The organism is Levilactobacillus muriae, assembly GCF_045862015.1.
In the GTDB taxonomy this organism is placed as follows: domain Bacteria; phylum Bacillota; class Bacilli; order Lactobacillales; family Lactobacillaceae; genus Levilactobacillus; species Levilactobacillus muriae.
The window spans coordinates 208,235-223,886 of the sequence record NZ_BAAFRU010000001.1; the positions used below are offsets into that span (position 1 = coordinate 208,235).

Consider the following 15,652-nt stretch of genomic DNA (forward strand, 5'->3'; position numbering starts at 1 on the left):
ATACCATATTTGGTAACGCTACCAGCGACGATTCTTCAAAGATCGAGAAGTTCTTCCCTCAATTTTCGAAACTTGTCCCGCTACTGTTGCCAAGCGGTTGCACAGGCGCGTATAATTTGGATGTATAAAAGTTTCGGGAGGGGATATTTTTGAAGATAAATAATAAATCTTGGCGACTGATAATTGGATTCGTTAGTTTAGTGTTCTTATTGGTTGTCAGTCAAGTGGCGACACCGGTCAAAGCCGCAACTCACTATAATGGTGCAGACTTTACCACCTCAGCCAGTGTCACCAACGGACCGGATTTCAAACATTCCGATACGATCGACGTTCAGTACAACTTGGACTTTGGGAACACACCACTTAAAAGTGGCGATACGATCACACTTGATTTTCCAGAGAACTTGAAGGGAAAGACGCCAGGCGACACTTTCAAAGTGTACGACGATGAAGGCACAGTGATTGGTGAGGCTGTCATATCCGACAAGGGCGTGGTGATCACCATGAACGATGCGTTAGAGGGTAAAACCAATAACAAGTTGACCTTGAACATGATGACGAAGTACCGTTACGAAGACTCTGGTGAAAAGGATGTTGTTTTCCCACTCGAAAATAATGGGAGTAGCACATCTCAAATTAATATTGTTGAAAATGAAGCCAACCTTTCAAAGAAAGGGACGCTACAGGATGATGGCACGATTAAGTGGACGATCTTAGTCGACCGGCGTGCTATTGATATGGAGAATTTGGACATCACCGATACAATCGGGGCCAATCAGGAATTGATTCACGGCATGACCGTCAGCAATGGCTACTGGTCAAATACCACGACCTACAAGCGTGAAAAGCCGGCAATGACTGAAGGAACCGACTACAACGTTACATACAATGATAATGGATTTGATTTGTCCTTTAAGGACACTGTCAGCAATCTCGTGGTCATCGATTACTACACCAAGGTGACTGACCCATCGTTGATCGATTCTGGATACAAATTTAGAAACAAGGCTATCATGACTTGGGGTGGGGGCACCTCAGGGAGTAAGAATTCCGAAGAAGCAAATGGGAAGGTTTCCTCTTCAAACGGGAATAGCGGTTCTGGTGGTGGTGACACGCACGAGACCGAGGAACCTGGCGTTGATCCCGATGTCGATACTGGGACTGGGACGACCGATACCGATGGCGGCACTGAAACCGATAAAGAAGAGGCTGCTCGCGAAGATAAAGAAAACGAACAGGCTGCTAAGAAAGAAGCTGCCAAGAAGGCTGCTAAAAAGCAAGCTGCCAAGGCCGCTGCTGCAAAGGCTGCAGTTGCTAAAGCAACCGCAACTGAAAATCCTGGCACCACGAAGACCACAAACACGAAGTTACCTCAGACCAATGATCAGGGGAACTTATCCGGCGTGCTTGGTGGCGTTCTGGTACTGACGACATTAGGTGTTGGCGTGATTGTTCGCCGTCACTTCTAAACTTAATTTTTCAAGAGAGTCCAGCTGCGGTTGGACTCTTTTTGTAGGCAATAGTTTAGTCCACATGTGGTAAAAGTCACAAGCTTTGGTATACTCGAGGTAACAACTATGATTTCTGGGGAGGGACCATGATGCAACAATTACGGCAATATCGCCAATTTTGGTTCGTCATTATCTTAGGAGCCATCGCACTCTGGCTCCAGTTTGTTAATCATCAAGCAATATGGGCACAGATCGTGATTACTGGGTTGGGCCTGCTGTTGGCCATTATTATGTTTATTGAAATGGTGCGGACGTTGCGTTCTGGCAAATTCGGTGTGGATCTGCTGGCCATTACGGCGGTGCTGGCCACACTAGCTGTGGGTGAATATTGGGCGGCATTGATCGTTCTGCTGATGCTGACCGGGGGCGATGCCCTGGAAGACTTTGCGGCCAGTCGGGCTAATAGTGAGCTTCAAGAGCTGTTAAATAATTCACCGCAGACCGCGCACCGGGCCGATGGCGATCAATTGACCGATATCGCCGTGAGCTTGGTTGCTGTTGGCGATCGGCTACTGGTCAAGCCTGGCGAAGTCATGCCCGTTGATGGGACGTTGACGACCGGACCCACGACGGTTAACGAGGCCTCGCTGACCGGTGAAGCCCGCCCGATTGAGAAACAGGCCGGTGATATGGTTATGTCCGGGAGTGTCAATGGGGAAGCGTCGGTCTATTTGCAAGCCGGCCAGACCGCCGACAACAGTCAATATCAGAACATTGTCCGTCTGGTCCAGCAAGCTGAGTCGCAGCCCGCTAAGTTTGTACGGATGGCCGATCGATATGCGGTACCGTTCACGCTGCTGGCCTACGTCATTGCGGGTCTGGCTTGGTTCTTCTCTGGCGATCCAGTTCGGTTAGCGGAAGTTCTTGTCGTCGCGTCACCTTGTCCCTTGATCCTAGCGGCACCGATTGCCCTGATATCGGGGATGAGTCGGGCCAGCCGAAATGGGATTATTGTCAAGACTGGGACCACGCTAGAAAAGTTGGCGCAGGTCAAGACGTTTGCATTTGATAAGACCGGAACGATTACCCAGGGCCGTCTGGTCGTGGATCAAGTCGTTCCCGTCACAGCGTTGCCCGCGGAGAAATTGTTACAACTAGCGGCCAGCACAGAGCAGCACTCAGGTCACGTTCTGGCACAATCTTTAGTTGCGGCCACGACTGAACCGCTATTACCAGCGACCAAGGTCAATGAGACCACCGCTCAAGGGGTAGCAGCGATGGTGGCTGGTCAGAAAGTTCGTGTCGGCAAGAGTAGTTTCGTGACGGATGATACTGTTGAGAAATCCAACCAAACGGCAGTCTACGTTTCAATTGCCGGTATTTACCAAGGATATGTCAGCTTCAATGATCGTGTGCGGCCTGAAGCCAGTCAAACGATGACGGCGCTGCGAACAGCCGGTGCCGAACATCTCCTGATGATTTCGGGAGACCGCCGACCAATCGCCGAAACGATTGCGGGTGAGGTCGGAATCGATCAGGTGCATGCAGATTGTCTGCCCGCCGACAAAATTAAGGTCTTGGCGGATTTGCCAGCCGAACAACGGCCGGTGGCTATGGTGGGCGATGGTATCAACGACGCGCCGTCACTGGCGACCGCTGATGTCGGTATCGCCATGGGTGCGCACGGCGCCACAGCAGCCAGCGAGTCGGCGGATGCTGTGGTCTTGAAGGATGATCTGACTCGGGTCAGCACGGCCCGTCAGATTGCGCAAGACACCATGCGTGTGGCTAAACAGGCTGTGTTAATCGGGATCTTCATCTGTACCGGGTTGATGTTGATCGCCAGCTTCGGTGTGATTCCGGCTATCATTGGGGCCGTCTTCCAAGAAGTTGTGGATACGGTTACCATTCTCTACGCGCTAAGGGCGCGGACGGACCGGTAGGCGTTATTGTCTGAAGGTTCAAAGTTCCCAAACACTCATTATGACTGTTGTGACAACGATACTGGGCCTAAAATTAGGCAACGTTGGCCAACCATCGCCTTACCGGCCGGCAGATATGAGCTGGAACGGTGCGAACACAACTTGAAGCCTCGAAAGGTCCGAGTCTACAAGCTTGGTTTTCTACTAAGCCAGTGGGAAAAGAACCCACTGACTAAGTAGAACGACGCGCCTGAGCCCATATCTGCCGACCTCTCGGCTTACTTGGGTGTTCCAAGGTTATATAGCCAGATGATGCCTATAGAAACGTTATTGATTTACGCTAAAACGTTAGCACTCATCCGGAATTCCACGTTTGAAATTGACGTGCACAATCAGAGCCGGAGGCGGCCAGGGATGCAGCTAGCCGTGTCGACGATGTTAGACCGGGCGATTCTTTCCCGGCCTTACATCGTGGGACGACCTGAGAGACGCCTGAACTTGGCGGCTTTCAGGCGAGCCCCCAGCCCGTCCTTTGGCTGGAGGCGTTCCCCACAGCAAGCGGAATTCCTGGCCGCCGGAGTGCGCCCATTTCAACTAGTTTAACGGTGACAACCCTTACTGTCGCAAGAGTAACATGAACATTTCATCTTTCAACCTTAAGTTATTGTCTTGAATATTGGATTTTACAAAGGCTGCCTAGGGGCGGCCTTTTTGTTTTTGAGGAAAGTTCAACGCGTTTTCGGTAATGGAGAGTTCATTTCCCCCAAACTGGTGAATGCGTTATCATAGACCTGTACAGTGTTGCCAAATCAAATCGAAGAGGAGCCTGAAAGATGACAAAATCAATCTACACCGATTATTTCTTTGATGAACCGGCTTTTAACACACATGACGGGGGCTACATACCACTGGAGGAGCCAGATACGCCGCAACAACCACTGCGGATTCCACCACTTTTAAAGCCTGACAGGGAGACCGCTACAGATACTTACTATACGGTTGAGGCGCAAGCTGGAGAGACGCAACTGTTGCCTGGCAAGAAGACCAAGACCTGGGGATATAACGGGAGTTTACTTGGTCAGACCATTGTCTTCGCTAAGGGCAAGACGATGCATATCGATTTGAAAAACAGTTTACCTGAATTGACGACGTTCCACTGGCATGGTTTGAATGTCCCGGGACCTTACACCGATGGTGGGTGTCACGCGCCAGTTTATCCTGGCAAGACACGACATATTGATTTTAAAGTCGACCAACCGGCCGCAACGCTATGGCTTCACGCCCATCCGTGTCCTTCAACGGCCGAACAGGTCTGGAAGGGTTTGGCAGGACTGGCATTGGTGACTGATGATCAAGAGGCTGAGCTGCCATTTCCTAGAAATTACGGGGTCGATGACATTCCGTTAGTCTTGCAAGACCGGCGTTTCCATGAAGATAACCAGTGGGATTACGAAGCTGATTACGATCCAGACGGGGTCCAAGGGCCAACAGCAATGATTAATGGGACAATTAATCCTTACTTTGATGTGACGACGCAACGGTTACGGCTACGCATTTTGGATGGCGCTAACCGGCGTGAGTGGCGCCTTCACTTTAGCGACGACCTGCCATTCACGCAGGTTGCCTCAGACGGTGGTGTCATGCCAGAACCGATTTCATTTACCCACTTGATGTTGACCTGTGCGGAACGGGCCGAAATCATTGTGGACTTTGGCAAAGTTAAGCCGGGGCAAACGGTCACGCTGTATTCCGACGACGTGCCATTGGTTCGTTTCCGGATTCACGATTTTAAGCCGGATGCAGCCAAGTTGCCAGAACATCTCGTTGATATTCCCAATCCAGAAGTCACGCCGGAGACACCGATTCGTAAGGTCGTGATGTCTGGGATGGACGAACAGGTCATGATCGACGGCAAGAAGTTTGAAATGCAACGAATTGACGCCAAGCAAAGGGTAGGGAACGTCGAGCTGTGGGACGTTTCTAACACCAACGACATGGATGCCGGGATGGTTCATCCCTTCCACATGCATGGGACGCAATTCCTAGTGATCTCGCGGAATGGCAAGGCACCATACCCCAACGAACGTGGCTTCAAGGACACGGTCGGTGTCAACCCGGGCGAAACGGTCCGCATCAAGGTCTGGTTCGAGCATACTGGAGTTTACATGTACCATTGCCACATCATCGAGCACGAAGACGGCGGCATGATGGCACAAATTGAAGCCTATGACCCAGACCATCCACAAACTTATAAATTAATGGATATGGATACCTTAATGAACGCGGTAGCCAAGGAGCGGGGGATTGCGGTTAAGGATCTCCACCTGGCAGGAATGAGTTCGTATGAGAAGATGGGAATGAAGATGTAAGAGCGTGAGGCAAGCCGCTTAGACTCTGAGCATTAACGTCATTAAGTGCCAGCTCGGTGGAACCGAGCCGGTGCTTAATGGGGTTAAGCGGAAGAGTCTGGCTTGCGGAACGCGTTTCAGAAGCCGCATATTTTCGGACATCCTGGCGAGAGCATGTTTGACGATTGAAGCTAAAGTAATAACCATTAGCAACCTGTGCCGGACAGGAGGACTTAGCTTTCTAAGCGCAGGGACCTGCCCGACTGAACACGTTTCAGAAGTCGCAAGTTTCCGGGCATTCTGGCGAGAGAAAGTCTAACGAACTAAGCCAAACTAATCAGTAACGGCCGGCTACAAGCATGAGGCTCTGAGCTTTCTAGGCGCAGGGACCTGCCAGACTGAACGCGTTTCAAAAGCCGCTTATTTCCGAATATCCGAGGCGAGAACGAAACTAGTTTTGTAAGCCAGTCCAGTTCTTCTCAGCCAGCTCTTAAATTCAGTCTAAATACCCAAAACCGCAGATACCATCTGGTTAATTCCAAATGGTATCTGCGGTTTTATATTGAAAAAATTCAACTGGTCCACGGCGTCACTCAATGTCCATGGGTCTTCCCCCGCAACACGTGGTCCACGTGAGCCAAGGTTTCGTTGACGATATCGAGAATATGCGGGTCATCCAGACGATAGAAATTTTGTTTGCCCACGCGACGAACGGCAACTAACTGTTCCTTCTTTAACAGGGCCAGTTGGTGGGAAATCACAGACTGTTCCACAGTCAATAACTCGCTGAGCTGACTAACGTTAAGTTCTTGTTGTTCCAAGAGATAGAGCAGTTGTAAGCGGGTGGGATTACTGAGTAATTTAAAGATTAATTGTGAGGCCTGAACCATTCGTGGATCAATCAAGGTGACTTTTTCTTCAGAATCCGGCATAAAAAGGTTGCTCCTTTCATATGTAGATGGTAACATATGTTGTAGATAACATGCATGAGGAGATGGCAACATGTTAAAAACGATCCTTACGGGAGTCACGGCATATATTTCCACCGGACTCGACTACTTAATTATTCTAATGGTAATTTTCGCCCGCGTAAAGCACCAAGACCGCTGGTTAGTGTTGGCGGGGGATTTTTTGGGAACAATCGTGTTGGTTGGTAGCTCATTGATAGTGGCCTTTTTCTTGGGATTCGTACCATCACCGTGGTTGTTGGGACTCCTCGGTTTGATTCCAATTTATTTGGGAATCAAGTTGTGGATTCAAGGGGACGACGATGACACCGGGGAGATTGCCGCCAAGGTGGCGAAGCCCCAGAGCCTTATCTGGAATGTCGCTTTAATTACGATAGCAACTTGTGGCGCGGATAACATCGGCATTTACGTGCCCATCTTTACCACGGTGGCACCGACTGCGATTCCGTTGATACTTCTGACGTTTGCGATAATGGTCGTCCTGTTCTGGGAGATTGGGTATCGATTGGCGTGTCTGCCTAAGGTAGCAAAGGTTTTGGAAAAACAGGGACGCTACATTACAATCGCCGTTTACCTGTTGATTGGTCTGTATATCTTGTGGGATAGCGGGACGATTCAGCACTTAGTTGGCATGATCTAAAAAATAGTGAATCGTCAATCGCTGACGGTTCACTATTTTTGCCTTAATAGAGTTAGAAGAATAGCTTGCTGGCAATTGTCACACAGGTCATCAGGATGACTGATGAAATGGTGGCAGCCAGGAAGACGTTACCGCCGCGCTGGAAGATTACACGGAAGTTAACGCTCATCCCAAGGGCAGCCATGGCCATGCCCAGGAAGATGTAAGCCAATTTAACTAGGCCGGCCAGAGCAACGTCACCGAGTGGCAGGAAAGTGCCGATGATACTGGTCAGAATGAAACCGGCCATGAACCAAGGAATTGGTAATTTTGCTGGGACTTCATTGGCTGCCGCTTCAGAATTAGCTTTGCGTGATTGCCGTTGGTACCACCAACCAATGATCAGTGCTGCGGGGGCCAACAGGAGAACTCGTGAGAGCTTGGTAATGATAGCGGTGTCCAGACTGACTGGACCACCGGCACTACCTGCGGCGACGGCGTGGGCTATTTCGTGGAGCGAGCCCCCAGTCAGCACCCCAAATTGAACGGCAGTTAGGTGGAGCAATGGCTTCAGACCAATTTCAATCAACGTGAAGACTGTTCCCAAGATAGCGACGATGGCGACGGCCAAGACTTCATTTTCCCGTTGCCGTTCGGCCTTGTCAGCGGGTACCTTGATCTGTGGCGATACGCCCATGACGGCAGCGGCCCCACAAATACTGGTCCCGGTGGCGGTCAGAATGGCCAACTCCTTTTCCACGCCGAGTTTCCGGCTGAGGTTGTAAGTCAGGAGTACCATACCGGTCACCACGAAGATAGCCAACGTAATGGTCTTCACGCCGGCCTGGGCGAGTTGAACCAGATTTAATTTAAAGCCTAAAAGAATAATACCAAGACGCAGAAATTTATTACTGATGAAGCCAATACCAGCCCGGTTGGCGTTGATGACCTGGGGCTGAACCTGGCAGGCCATACCTAACAGGAGCGCGATGACCAAGGCACCGACTAGGTTTAAGTAAGGTAGCTGTGCCAGGAAGCTACCGGCAACGGCACAGACTAAAGTTAGGAGCGAGGCCAGCCAGAAGCCACGGCTCACAACAGTTGTACGAATATCCAAAAGAATTTCCTCCTCAAAAAATGTCTAAACCTAGTTTACCGGAAGTTGGTTATAAGATAAAATTGGAATGAATAATAATGATATAAGCATTACTTATGAAAAGGAGCTATGACTATGCTTGACCACCGGTATCAGACGTTTCTCGTGTTAGCCACGACTAAATCGTATACGCAAACGGCCCATCAGCTATATATCAGTCAGCCAGCGGTTTCCCAACAAATTAAGAGTTTGGAGGCGGAATTGGGTGTGGAACTCGTCCACTACGAACGACCCAAACTGACGATTACGCCAGCCGGTTTGGAACTCGCCGCCTTTGTCCAGCGGGTTCAGGTGCAGGCAGATACGGTGGTGGCGACCCTCCAGCATCCACAGAAGGCGCGGCAGGTTACCTTTAGCACGACATTATCGATCAGTGAATTCTTGGCCCCACAACTGATTGGTCTATTGCAGGCCCAGCGCTATCATGAAATTAATTGCCGGGTGACCAATACTCACGCGGCTTTGGCGGCGATTGAATCCGGGGATAGTGATTTTGCCTTGATTGAAGGGAATTTTGACAAACAGCGCTATGGCTATGAGGTGGTGCGACAAGAACCCTTTGTCGGGGTGGTGGCCGCTGACCATCCGTTGGCGAAACGGGCAGCGGTGAGTTGGGCAGACCTGACCGCCTATCCCTTAATTGTGCGGGAGGAAGGGTCCGGCAGTCGTGAAATTTTGGAAAATTTAGCACACGCGGCCAATGTGACCTTTGCGGAATTCCCCCAGTTGGTAACGGTGAATAACCCGACTGCGATTCGTGAAATCTTATTGCGTGGGAGTGGCATCAGCTTCGTCTACCGCTCTGTGGTTGCTGAAGCTTTACAAACAAAGAAATTGGCAGTCCTACCCCTTCAGGCCGGGCAATTGCGACATGATTTGGATTTGGTCTATCCTCGTGATAGCTATTTTGCGGACAATTATCGCCGATGGGCAGCTGCCCTTAAAAAGAAATAAGTTGCTAAATAACTAAAATTTTCTGAGAAAATGAGCAGATGATTAGACAAACACCCCTAAATATTGATATATTTATCTCAATGCTGTAAAAATTAGCGAGAAGGGGTGAGCCATCGTGACGAAGAAAACGAGACGGGCCATTTTTATTTTAGTGTTTAGTGAATTTTTAGTGTGTTTGGGAATTAGTTTAGTGATTCCAGTCATGCCGTTCCTGAAGAATCAATTGCATCTGACCGCAACGGATATGGGGATTATGAGTGCCCTGTTTGCCTTCGCGCAGTTCGTGGCATCACCCTTGATCGGACGGCTGTCGGATAAAATCGGACGGAAGCCAGTCCTAACGACAGGACTGTTCCTGTTCATGGTTTCTGAAGTGCTGTTTGCCTTGACCAACCAGTTGATGGCCTTCAATATTTCACGGGTTATCGGTGGATTGTCCGCAGCCATGGTCGTGCCGACGGCGATGGCTTTAGCTGCCGACATTACGACGAAACGCCAACGGGCACGGGTCATCGGCTGGTTGTCGGCTGCCTTTAGTGGGGGTCTGATCCTGGGTCCTGGTATTGGTGGGATTTTAGCTGGAATCAGCTACAAGACACCGTTCTGGGCCGCTGGTGCGTTGGGCTTGATTAGTGCAATCGTTCTGATCAGCTTGTTGCCAAGCGATGCCGAAACCAGTAAGATTCGGGACGCGGAGGCGACGACCTCTATGGCTACTAAGCCAGCAGCCCATCCAATGACTAAGGAATTTTGGACGGTGCCAATCATTATCCTATTTACCATGATTCTGGTCTCTTCCTTTGGTCTCCAAGGGTTTGAAAGTATCTACAGTATCTACGTCAACGAAGTCTTCCACTTTAGCCTGAGCAATATCGCATTAGTGTTGACGCTTAATGGATTAATATCATTATTCTTACAAGTTGCGATGTTTGATACCCTGGTCAGTAAGTGGGGCGAACGGCGAGTTATCCGGGTCTGCTTCTTCCTGGCTGCAATCTGCGTAGTATGGATTACCCAGGCTCACGGGAAGATTGCTGTGATGATTGCTACACTGATCATCTTCTCAGCGTTCGACCTGTTGCGGCCAGCCATCACAACGTTGCTGACCAAGGCGAGCGAGTCCAATCAGGGGTTGATCAACGGGTTGAACATGTCTCTGACGAGTGTCGGAAACATTGTGGGACCTATCATGTCGGGGATGCTACTCGATATGAATCCACATTACCCATACCTGGTGGTGTCGGTCTTCCTGATTGTTTCCTACCTGATGGCCTTTCTGCTGAAGCGACCGGACCAACTGCAGTCAGCTACGGAGGAGTAGCTTGGTATTAGCTAGCGTGTCCGTATTTTTGAGATAAATATGAGGCGTCCGAGATGAAAACTTCTCGGACGCCTCTTTTTGTTGTGAATGATTATTTTTGTCTAGAGCGTTTATCTTTCTCTCGCCGGCATACTTGGGAAAATTGTGGTTTCTGAAACGTGTTCAGTTGGGCAGGTCCCTGCGCTTAGCAAGAATAAGTACTCCTGTCCGGCACAGGTTGTTAGTGGTTACTTTATCTTAGTTCGTCAGACTTGCTCTCGCCGATCTATCCGGAAGCTTGCGGCTTCTGAAACGCGTTCCCTCGGGCAGTCCCTTCCGCTTAACCCCAATAAGCGCCGGCTCGGCTTCGCCAAGCTGGCACTTATTGACGTTAATGCTCAGGGCCTAACCGCCCTCACTTACGCTCTGATTGAAACGAGTTCCGCAAGGCAGGTTCCTGCGCTTAGAAAGCTAAGTGACTCCTGCTCGGCGAAGGTTGTTAGTGGTTACTTTATCTTAGTTCGTCAGACTTGCTCTCGCCAGAATGTCCGAAAACTTGCGGCTTCTGAAACGAGTTCCGCAAGGCAGATTCTTCCGCTTAGAAAAATAAGTGACTCCTGCTCGGCGAGGCCGAACAGAAGCCACTTATTTCCCTAATGCTCAGAATCTAAGCGCCTTGCTCCACTCTCTTACACACAAAAACAACCAGACCCAACAACTCGGTCTAGCTGCCCCCCTAAAGCCTCTGATGGCCAAAGCCTATTCTGTTTCTTCACAGTACGGTGGGTGATCTCTTCCCCAAGAGAAACCATCGGTAGTTGGTTGATCGACCCACTCCCCAAAGCAGTCGATGTGATTATCCTGAAAGGTGATGGCTAGGCGCTCTTGTGCGACTAGCAGCTGGTCTCACTGGCACTCCCCAGTAGCGGCGAGAATCGGCGCTGACGGACAAACTTTCGCGAGGTTTTCTATGGCTGTGTGATAGGAACCCGACTCTTGTAAATCTGTTTGGCCCCTATCGGATGATACAAGTACATTGTACTGGGGATTTAGTAAGTGCATAATCCCATAATTTAATGATTGCGTTACTTATTTTAACCATCTGGGTGATTAACGTGGTATACTACGGTACAAAATAACTTGCTGCAATTGGTCTACTTGGGGGTAATGAAATTGGAGCCGTTTACTTTGTTGGATGAGATTTTGCAGAAATGGGGGAACAAACATGCCTCAGCCGTATCACGAACGCTTAAACTTTACAATGCAATTGCCGTTGCGCGTCATTAGTCACGGTACCGGCGGCCCAAAATTGGTATTGCCGCATTGGCACCAAGCGGTAGAATTGGCCTACCCATATTGTGGGCAACCGGGGACCGTGCATATTGGGGGCTCCAGCTTTGAAATGGCCGCCGGGCACGTCTACGTGATTAACTCTGAAGTGGTCCACAGCTACGAGACGATGTTGGATGAAAATAACCAAATTATGACGTTGTTGATGCCCGCAGCTTGGTTACGAAACGTGGTCGATAATGAGCAGCTCCCAATCTGGGGGCCGGTTGATCTGGATCTACACGATGCGGCCTATCGCGGCATCGGGCAGGCAGTTGGTGTATTGGTGGATAATGCCATTCACGAGCGTGACAGTCAGGCGGATTACCTGGCAAGCCTGGGTGCTGAATATCAGCTGGTAGGACAGCTCCTGAAACAATTGAAGATCAACGGGCAGGTCGATAATGATCAATTGCCATTGCCAGAGCCTTTGCGACAGGCCGTAGGAGAGCTGCAACAGAACTACGGGCAACCTGTCTCAATTGCTGAGTTAGCGGCGAAGTTAAATTACTCCAGTGTTTATTTCTCTCGGTATTTTAAAGAGTATATGGGTATCTCACCAAAGGCTTATCTGGGACAGATTAGGCTGGAACGGGCTACGGAACTCTTGATGACCTCGGATGATTCCATCCAAACGATCGCCACTAAGACGGGCTTTCGGACCGAAAAGAATTTCTTCGTAACCTTCAAACAACATTTTCTGATGACACCGAAGTCTTACCGTGAGCGGTATGCGGCTCAGCGTGCTTGGTCGTAGCGTAACCGTTGCTTGTGAACGATATTTATGGTAGACTAGGCCAAAATAACACAACGAATATGAGTGGAAACCAACGTTGCCGTTAACTGACACGTTGGTTTTTTACGCAAAAATCTAGGAGGTATCGTTCATTCATGTTAACCGTCAATAATGTCAGTATGCAGTTCTCCGACCGGAAGCTCTACGACGAAGTCAATCTCAAATTCACCCCGGGGAATTGCTACGGGGTCATTGGCGCTAACGGCGCCGGCAAGTCCACTTTCTTAAAGATTATCGAAAACAAGTTAAAGCCGACGACTGGGACCGTCTCCATGGGCCCTAACGAACGGATGTCCAGCCTGAACCAAGATCACTTTGCCTTTGAAGATGAAATTGTCTTGAACACAGTGATTCAAGGTCACAAGAAGCTTTACGATATCATGACCGAAAAGAACGCCATCTACATGAAGGCCGATTTTAGCGATGCAGATGGGATTCGCGCCGCTGAACTTGAAGGTGAGTTTGGTGAAATGGGTGGTTGGGAAGCCGAAGCCGAAGCGAGCCAAATGCTGCAAGCCCTGGGCATCGATGAATCTCTCCACCAGGTTCAAATGCGTGAATTAACGGAACCCCAAAAGGTGAAGGTCTTACTTGGCCAAGCCCTGTTCGGTCATCCTGATGTTTTACTCTTAGACGAACCGACCAACGGGTTGGATGTTCAATCTATCAGTTGGTTGGAAAACTTTCTGGCGGATTACGAAAACACCGTCATCGTCGTTTCCCATGACCGGCATTTTCTGAACCAAGTCTGCACCCACATGTGCGATGTGGACTTTGGCAAGATTACGCTGTTTGTCGGAAACTACGATTTTTGGATGGAATCCAGTGAGCTAGCTGCGCAACTGAAGGCCAACGCTAACGCCAAGAAGGCTGACCAGATCAAGCAACTGCAAGAATTCGTGGCGCGGTTCAGTGCCAATGCCTCGAAGTCTAAACAGGCGACATCTCGGAAGAAGCAATTGGAAAAGATCACGTTAGATGACATCAAGCCTTCTTCACGAAAGTACCCGTTCATTAAGTTCACTCCAGAACGAGAACTCGGAAACGACTTGGTTCGCGTGGAACACATTTCCAAGGCCATCGATGGCGTAACGATTCTCGACGACGTCAACTTCACGTTGCGTCCCGATGAGAAGACAGCATTCATCAGCCGCAATGACTTAACGACTACTATTTTGATGCAAATCATCGCTGGTGAAATGGCACCTGATAGCGGGACTGTGACCTGGGGACAAACGACCAGCACAACTTACTTGCCTAAGAACGTCAACGACTACTTTGCTAACAATGAGTTGACGGTTATTGACTGGCTGCGACAGTTTGCGTCCAAGGAAGAGAGCGACAACACCTTCTTACGGGGGTTCCTTGGGAAGATGCTGTTCTCTGGTGACGATGTAAACCGGGAAGTCGACGTGATGTCCGGGGGCGAAAAGGTCCGGGCGATGCTTTCCAAGATGATGTTGAGCAAGGCCAACGTGCTACTACTCGACGACCCAACCAATCACTTGGATCTGGAATCTATCACGGCATTGAACGACAGTCTGGTTGGTTTCACCGGCAGTATTCTCTTCACGTCCCATGACCACGAGTTCATTCAGACGATTGCTAACCGAATCATTGAAGTTAGCCCTAATGGCATTGTGGATCGGGCCGACACGACTTACGATGAATTCTTGGGCCACAAACAGGTTCAAGACCAAGTTAACGCATTGTACGCTGACAAATAAAATTTTAACGTTAAAGCAAGAGGCCAAGAATTAGTTCTTCGGCCTCTTTTTGTGTACCTTCGCAGGATGACGCAATGGTGATTTACCAGTGAATCGTCACTTTAAGCTAGTTTATTAGAATAGGCGAATCATCACAACTCCAGCAATCAGTGTTGCCAGTCCTAACAGCTGCACCGGAACGACCGGCTTACGGTTTGCGCCCAGCAAGCCAAACTGATCGACGAGAAGCCCTCCAGCAATTTGTCCCAGTAAGGCGAAGACTACGGTTTGACCAGTACCGATAATCGGGGCCAGATAGGCGTTCCCCAGCACGAAGATGGCACCCAACACCCCACCAATCCACAGCCACCAAGGCTTACCCGGTCCGGCTGCTCGGCGGACTTCCTTTAGTCCATGGTTGGCGATGAGGACGATGATCAGTAGTCCCAGCGTCCCAATCAAAAATGAGATAAAGGCCGCGTGAACTGCCGAGTTCAGGACGAGTCCAAGTCGACCATTGATGGTCGTTTGGGTCGCGCCGAGTGCCCCGGCCAGCACTCCCAACAAGCGCCAAAGTAGGGAATTGCTAGCAGTCGTTGACCGTTGCACCTGATGACGCCGCTGTAGAATTTCCGGCAGCGCTACCGTGATCATGATGCCGGCCAGTGCGAGCAGAAGACCGATAGCTTTGATGAGGGTCAGGGGCTGCTTGGTTGCGTTGAACCAGCCAAAATTGTCGATGACTGACCCCATGATGACCTGTCCCAGAATTGGCATGATGGCCGTTTGAACGGCGCCAATGTGTGGAAACAGGAGAATATTGGTGGTTAGAAAGATTACACCCAACAGGCCACCAATCCAGATCCACCAGGGTTGCGTTGCCAATAGAGTGCCGGAGACCAGCAGTGATTGATGACCCAGTAGCGTGATGATCGCCAGGAAGAGGGTCCCGATAGCAAATGAGACGAACGAAGCTTGATAGGGTGAGCCAATAAAGCGCCGCAGTCGTGAATTGACGGCGGTCTGGAAGGATACGATGATGCCGATAGTAATACCTATGGTGATGGGAAGCATAAACGTTGTCTCCTTGTACAATGTATTTT

General features: G+C 49.9%; 11 protein-coding genes. 8 read left to right on the plus strand and 3 right to left on the minus strand.

Going from position 1 to position 15,652, the window contains the following annotated elements; translation table 11 throughout:
* Window positions 1-149: 149 nt before the first annotated feature.
* From ACKTSF_RS00910 to ACKTSF_RS00920, 3 genes are all read left to right on the plus strand, one after another.
* Complete coding sequence (locus tag ACKTSF_RS00910; protein WP_407885748.1) at window positions 150-1,469, plus strand: collagen binding domain-containing protein; 1,320 nt, start codon at window positions 150-152, stop codon at window positions 1,467-1,469.
* A gap of 131 nt (window positions 1,470-1,600) precedes the next feature.
* Window positions 1,601-3,394 (plus strand): heavy metal translocating P-type ATPase, encoded by a 1,794-nt coding sequence (locus ACKTSF_RS00915; protein WP_407885749.1) that lies wholly within the window; start codon window positions 1,601-1,603, stop codon window positions 3,392-3,394.
* A gap of 812 nt (window positions 3,395-4,206) precedes the next feature.
* On the plus strand, window positions 4,207-5,742 hold the full coding sequence (locus ACKTSF_RS00920) for a multicopper oxidase family protein (RefSeq protein ID WP_407885751.1): 1,536 nt from the start codon (window positions 4,207-4,209) through the stop codon (window positions 5,740-5,742).
* A 572-nt stretch (window positions 5,743-6,314) separates the two neighbouring features.
* Here ACKTSF_RS00920 and ACKTSF_RS00925 read toward each other — a convergent pair.
* Window positions 6,315-6,653 carry an ArsR/SmtB family transcription factor gene (locus ACKTSF_RS00925; protein WP_407885753.1) on the minus strand — a complete coding sequence of 113 codons (339 nt, stop codon included), beginning with the start codon at window positions 6,651-6,653 and terminating at the stop codon, window positions 6,315-6,317.
* Window positions 6,654-6,723: 70 nt separating this feature from the next.
* Here ACKTSF_RS00925 and ACKTSF_RS00930 point away from each other — a divergent pair, with 70 nt between their 5' ends.
* Window positions 6,724-7,329: a cadmium resistance transporter gene (locus tag ACKTSF_RS00930; protein WP_407885755.1), complete on the plus strand. Its 606-nt coding sequence runs from the start codon at window positions 6,724-6,726 to the stop codon at window positions 7,327-7,329.
* Window positions 7,330-7,381: 52 nt separating this feature from the next.
* Here ACKTSF_RS00930 and ACKTSF_RS00935 read toward each other — a convergent pair whose 3' ends face one another.
* Entirely contained in the window at window positions 7,382-8,425 is a 1,044-nt protein-coding gene (locus tag ACKTSF_RS00935) for a YeiH family protein (RefSeq protein ID WP_407885757.1), read from the minus strand.
* 108 nt (window positions 8,426-8,533) lie between these two features.
* Between ACKTSF_RS00935 and ACKTSF_RS00940 the strand changes: the two genes are divergently transcribed.
* The 4 genes from ACKTSF_RS00940 (at window position 8,534) to ACKTSF_RS00955 (ending at window position 14,570) form a co-directional block, all read left to right on the plus strand.
* Window positions 8,534-9,418 (plus strand): LysR family transcriptional regulator, encoded by an 885-nt coding sequence (locus ACKTSF_RS00940; protein WP_407885759.1) that lies wholly within the window; start codon window positions 8,534-8,536, stop codon window positions 9,416-9,418.
* 115 nt (window positions 9,419-9,533) lie between these two features.
* Complete coding sequence (locus tag ACKTSF_RS00945; RefSeq protein WP_407885761.1) at window positions 9,534-10,739, plus strand: MFS transporter; 1,206 nt, start codon at window positions 9,534-9,536, stop codon at window positions 10,737-10,739.
* 1,204 nt (window positions 10,740-11,943) lie between these two features.
* Window positions 11,944-12,804, plus strand: a complete 861-nt coding sequence (locus tag ACKTSF_RS00950; protein ID WP_407885763.1) for a helix-turn-helix domain-containing protein — start codon at window positions 11,944-11,946, stop codon at window positions 12,802-12,804.
* A 134-nt stretch (window positions 12,805-12,938) separates the two neighbouring features.
* The gene (locus ACKTSF_RS00955; RefSeq protein ID WP_407885765.1) at window positions 12,939-14,570 is read left to right on the plus strand and encodes an ABC-F family ATP-binding cassette domain-containing protein; all 1,632 of its coding nucleotides are present in this window, start codon (window positions 12,939-12,941) and stop codon (window positions 14,568-14,570) included.
* Between the two features lie 114 nt (window positions 14,571-14,684).
* Here ACKTSF_RS00955 and ACKTSF_RS00960 read toward each other — a convergent pair whose 3' ends face one another.
* Window positions 14,685-15,623 carry a DMT family transporter gene (locus tag ACKTSF_RS00960; RefSeq protein WP_407885767.1) on the minus strand — a complete coding sequence of 313 codons (939 nt, stop codon included), beginning with the start codon at window positions 15,621-15,623 and terminating at the stop codon, window positions 14,685-14,687.
* Between the last annotated feature and the right edge of the window lie 29 nt (window positions 15,624-15,652).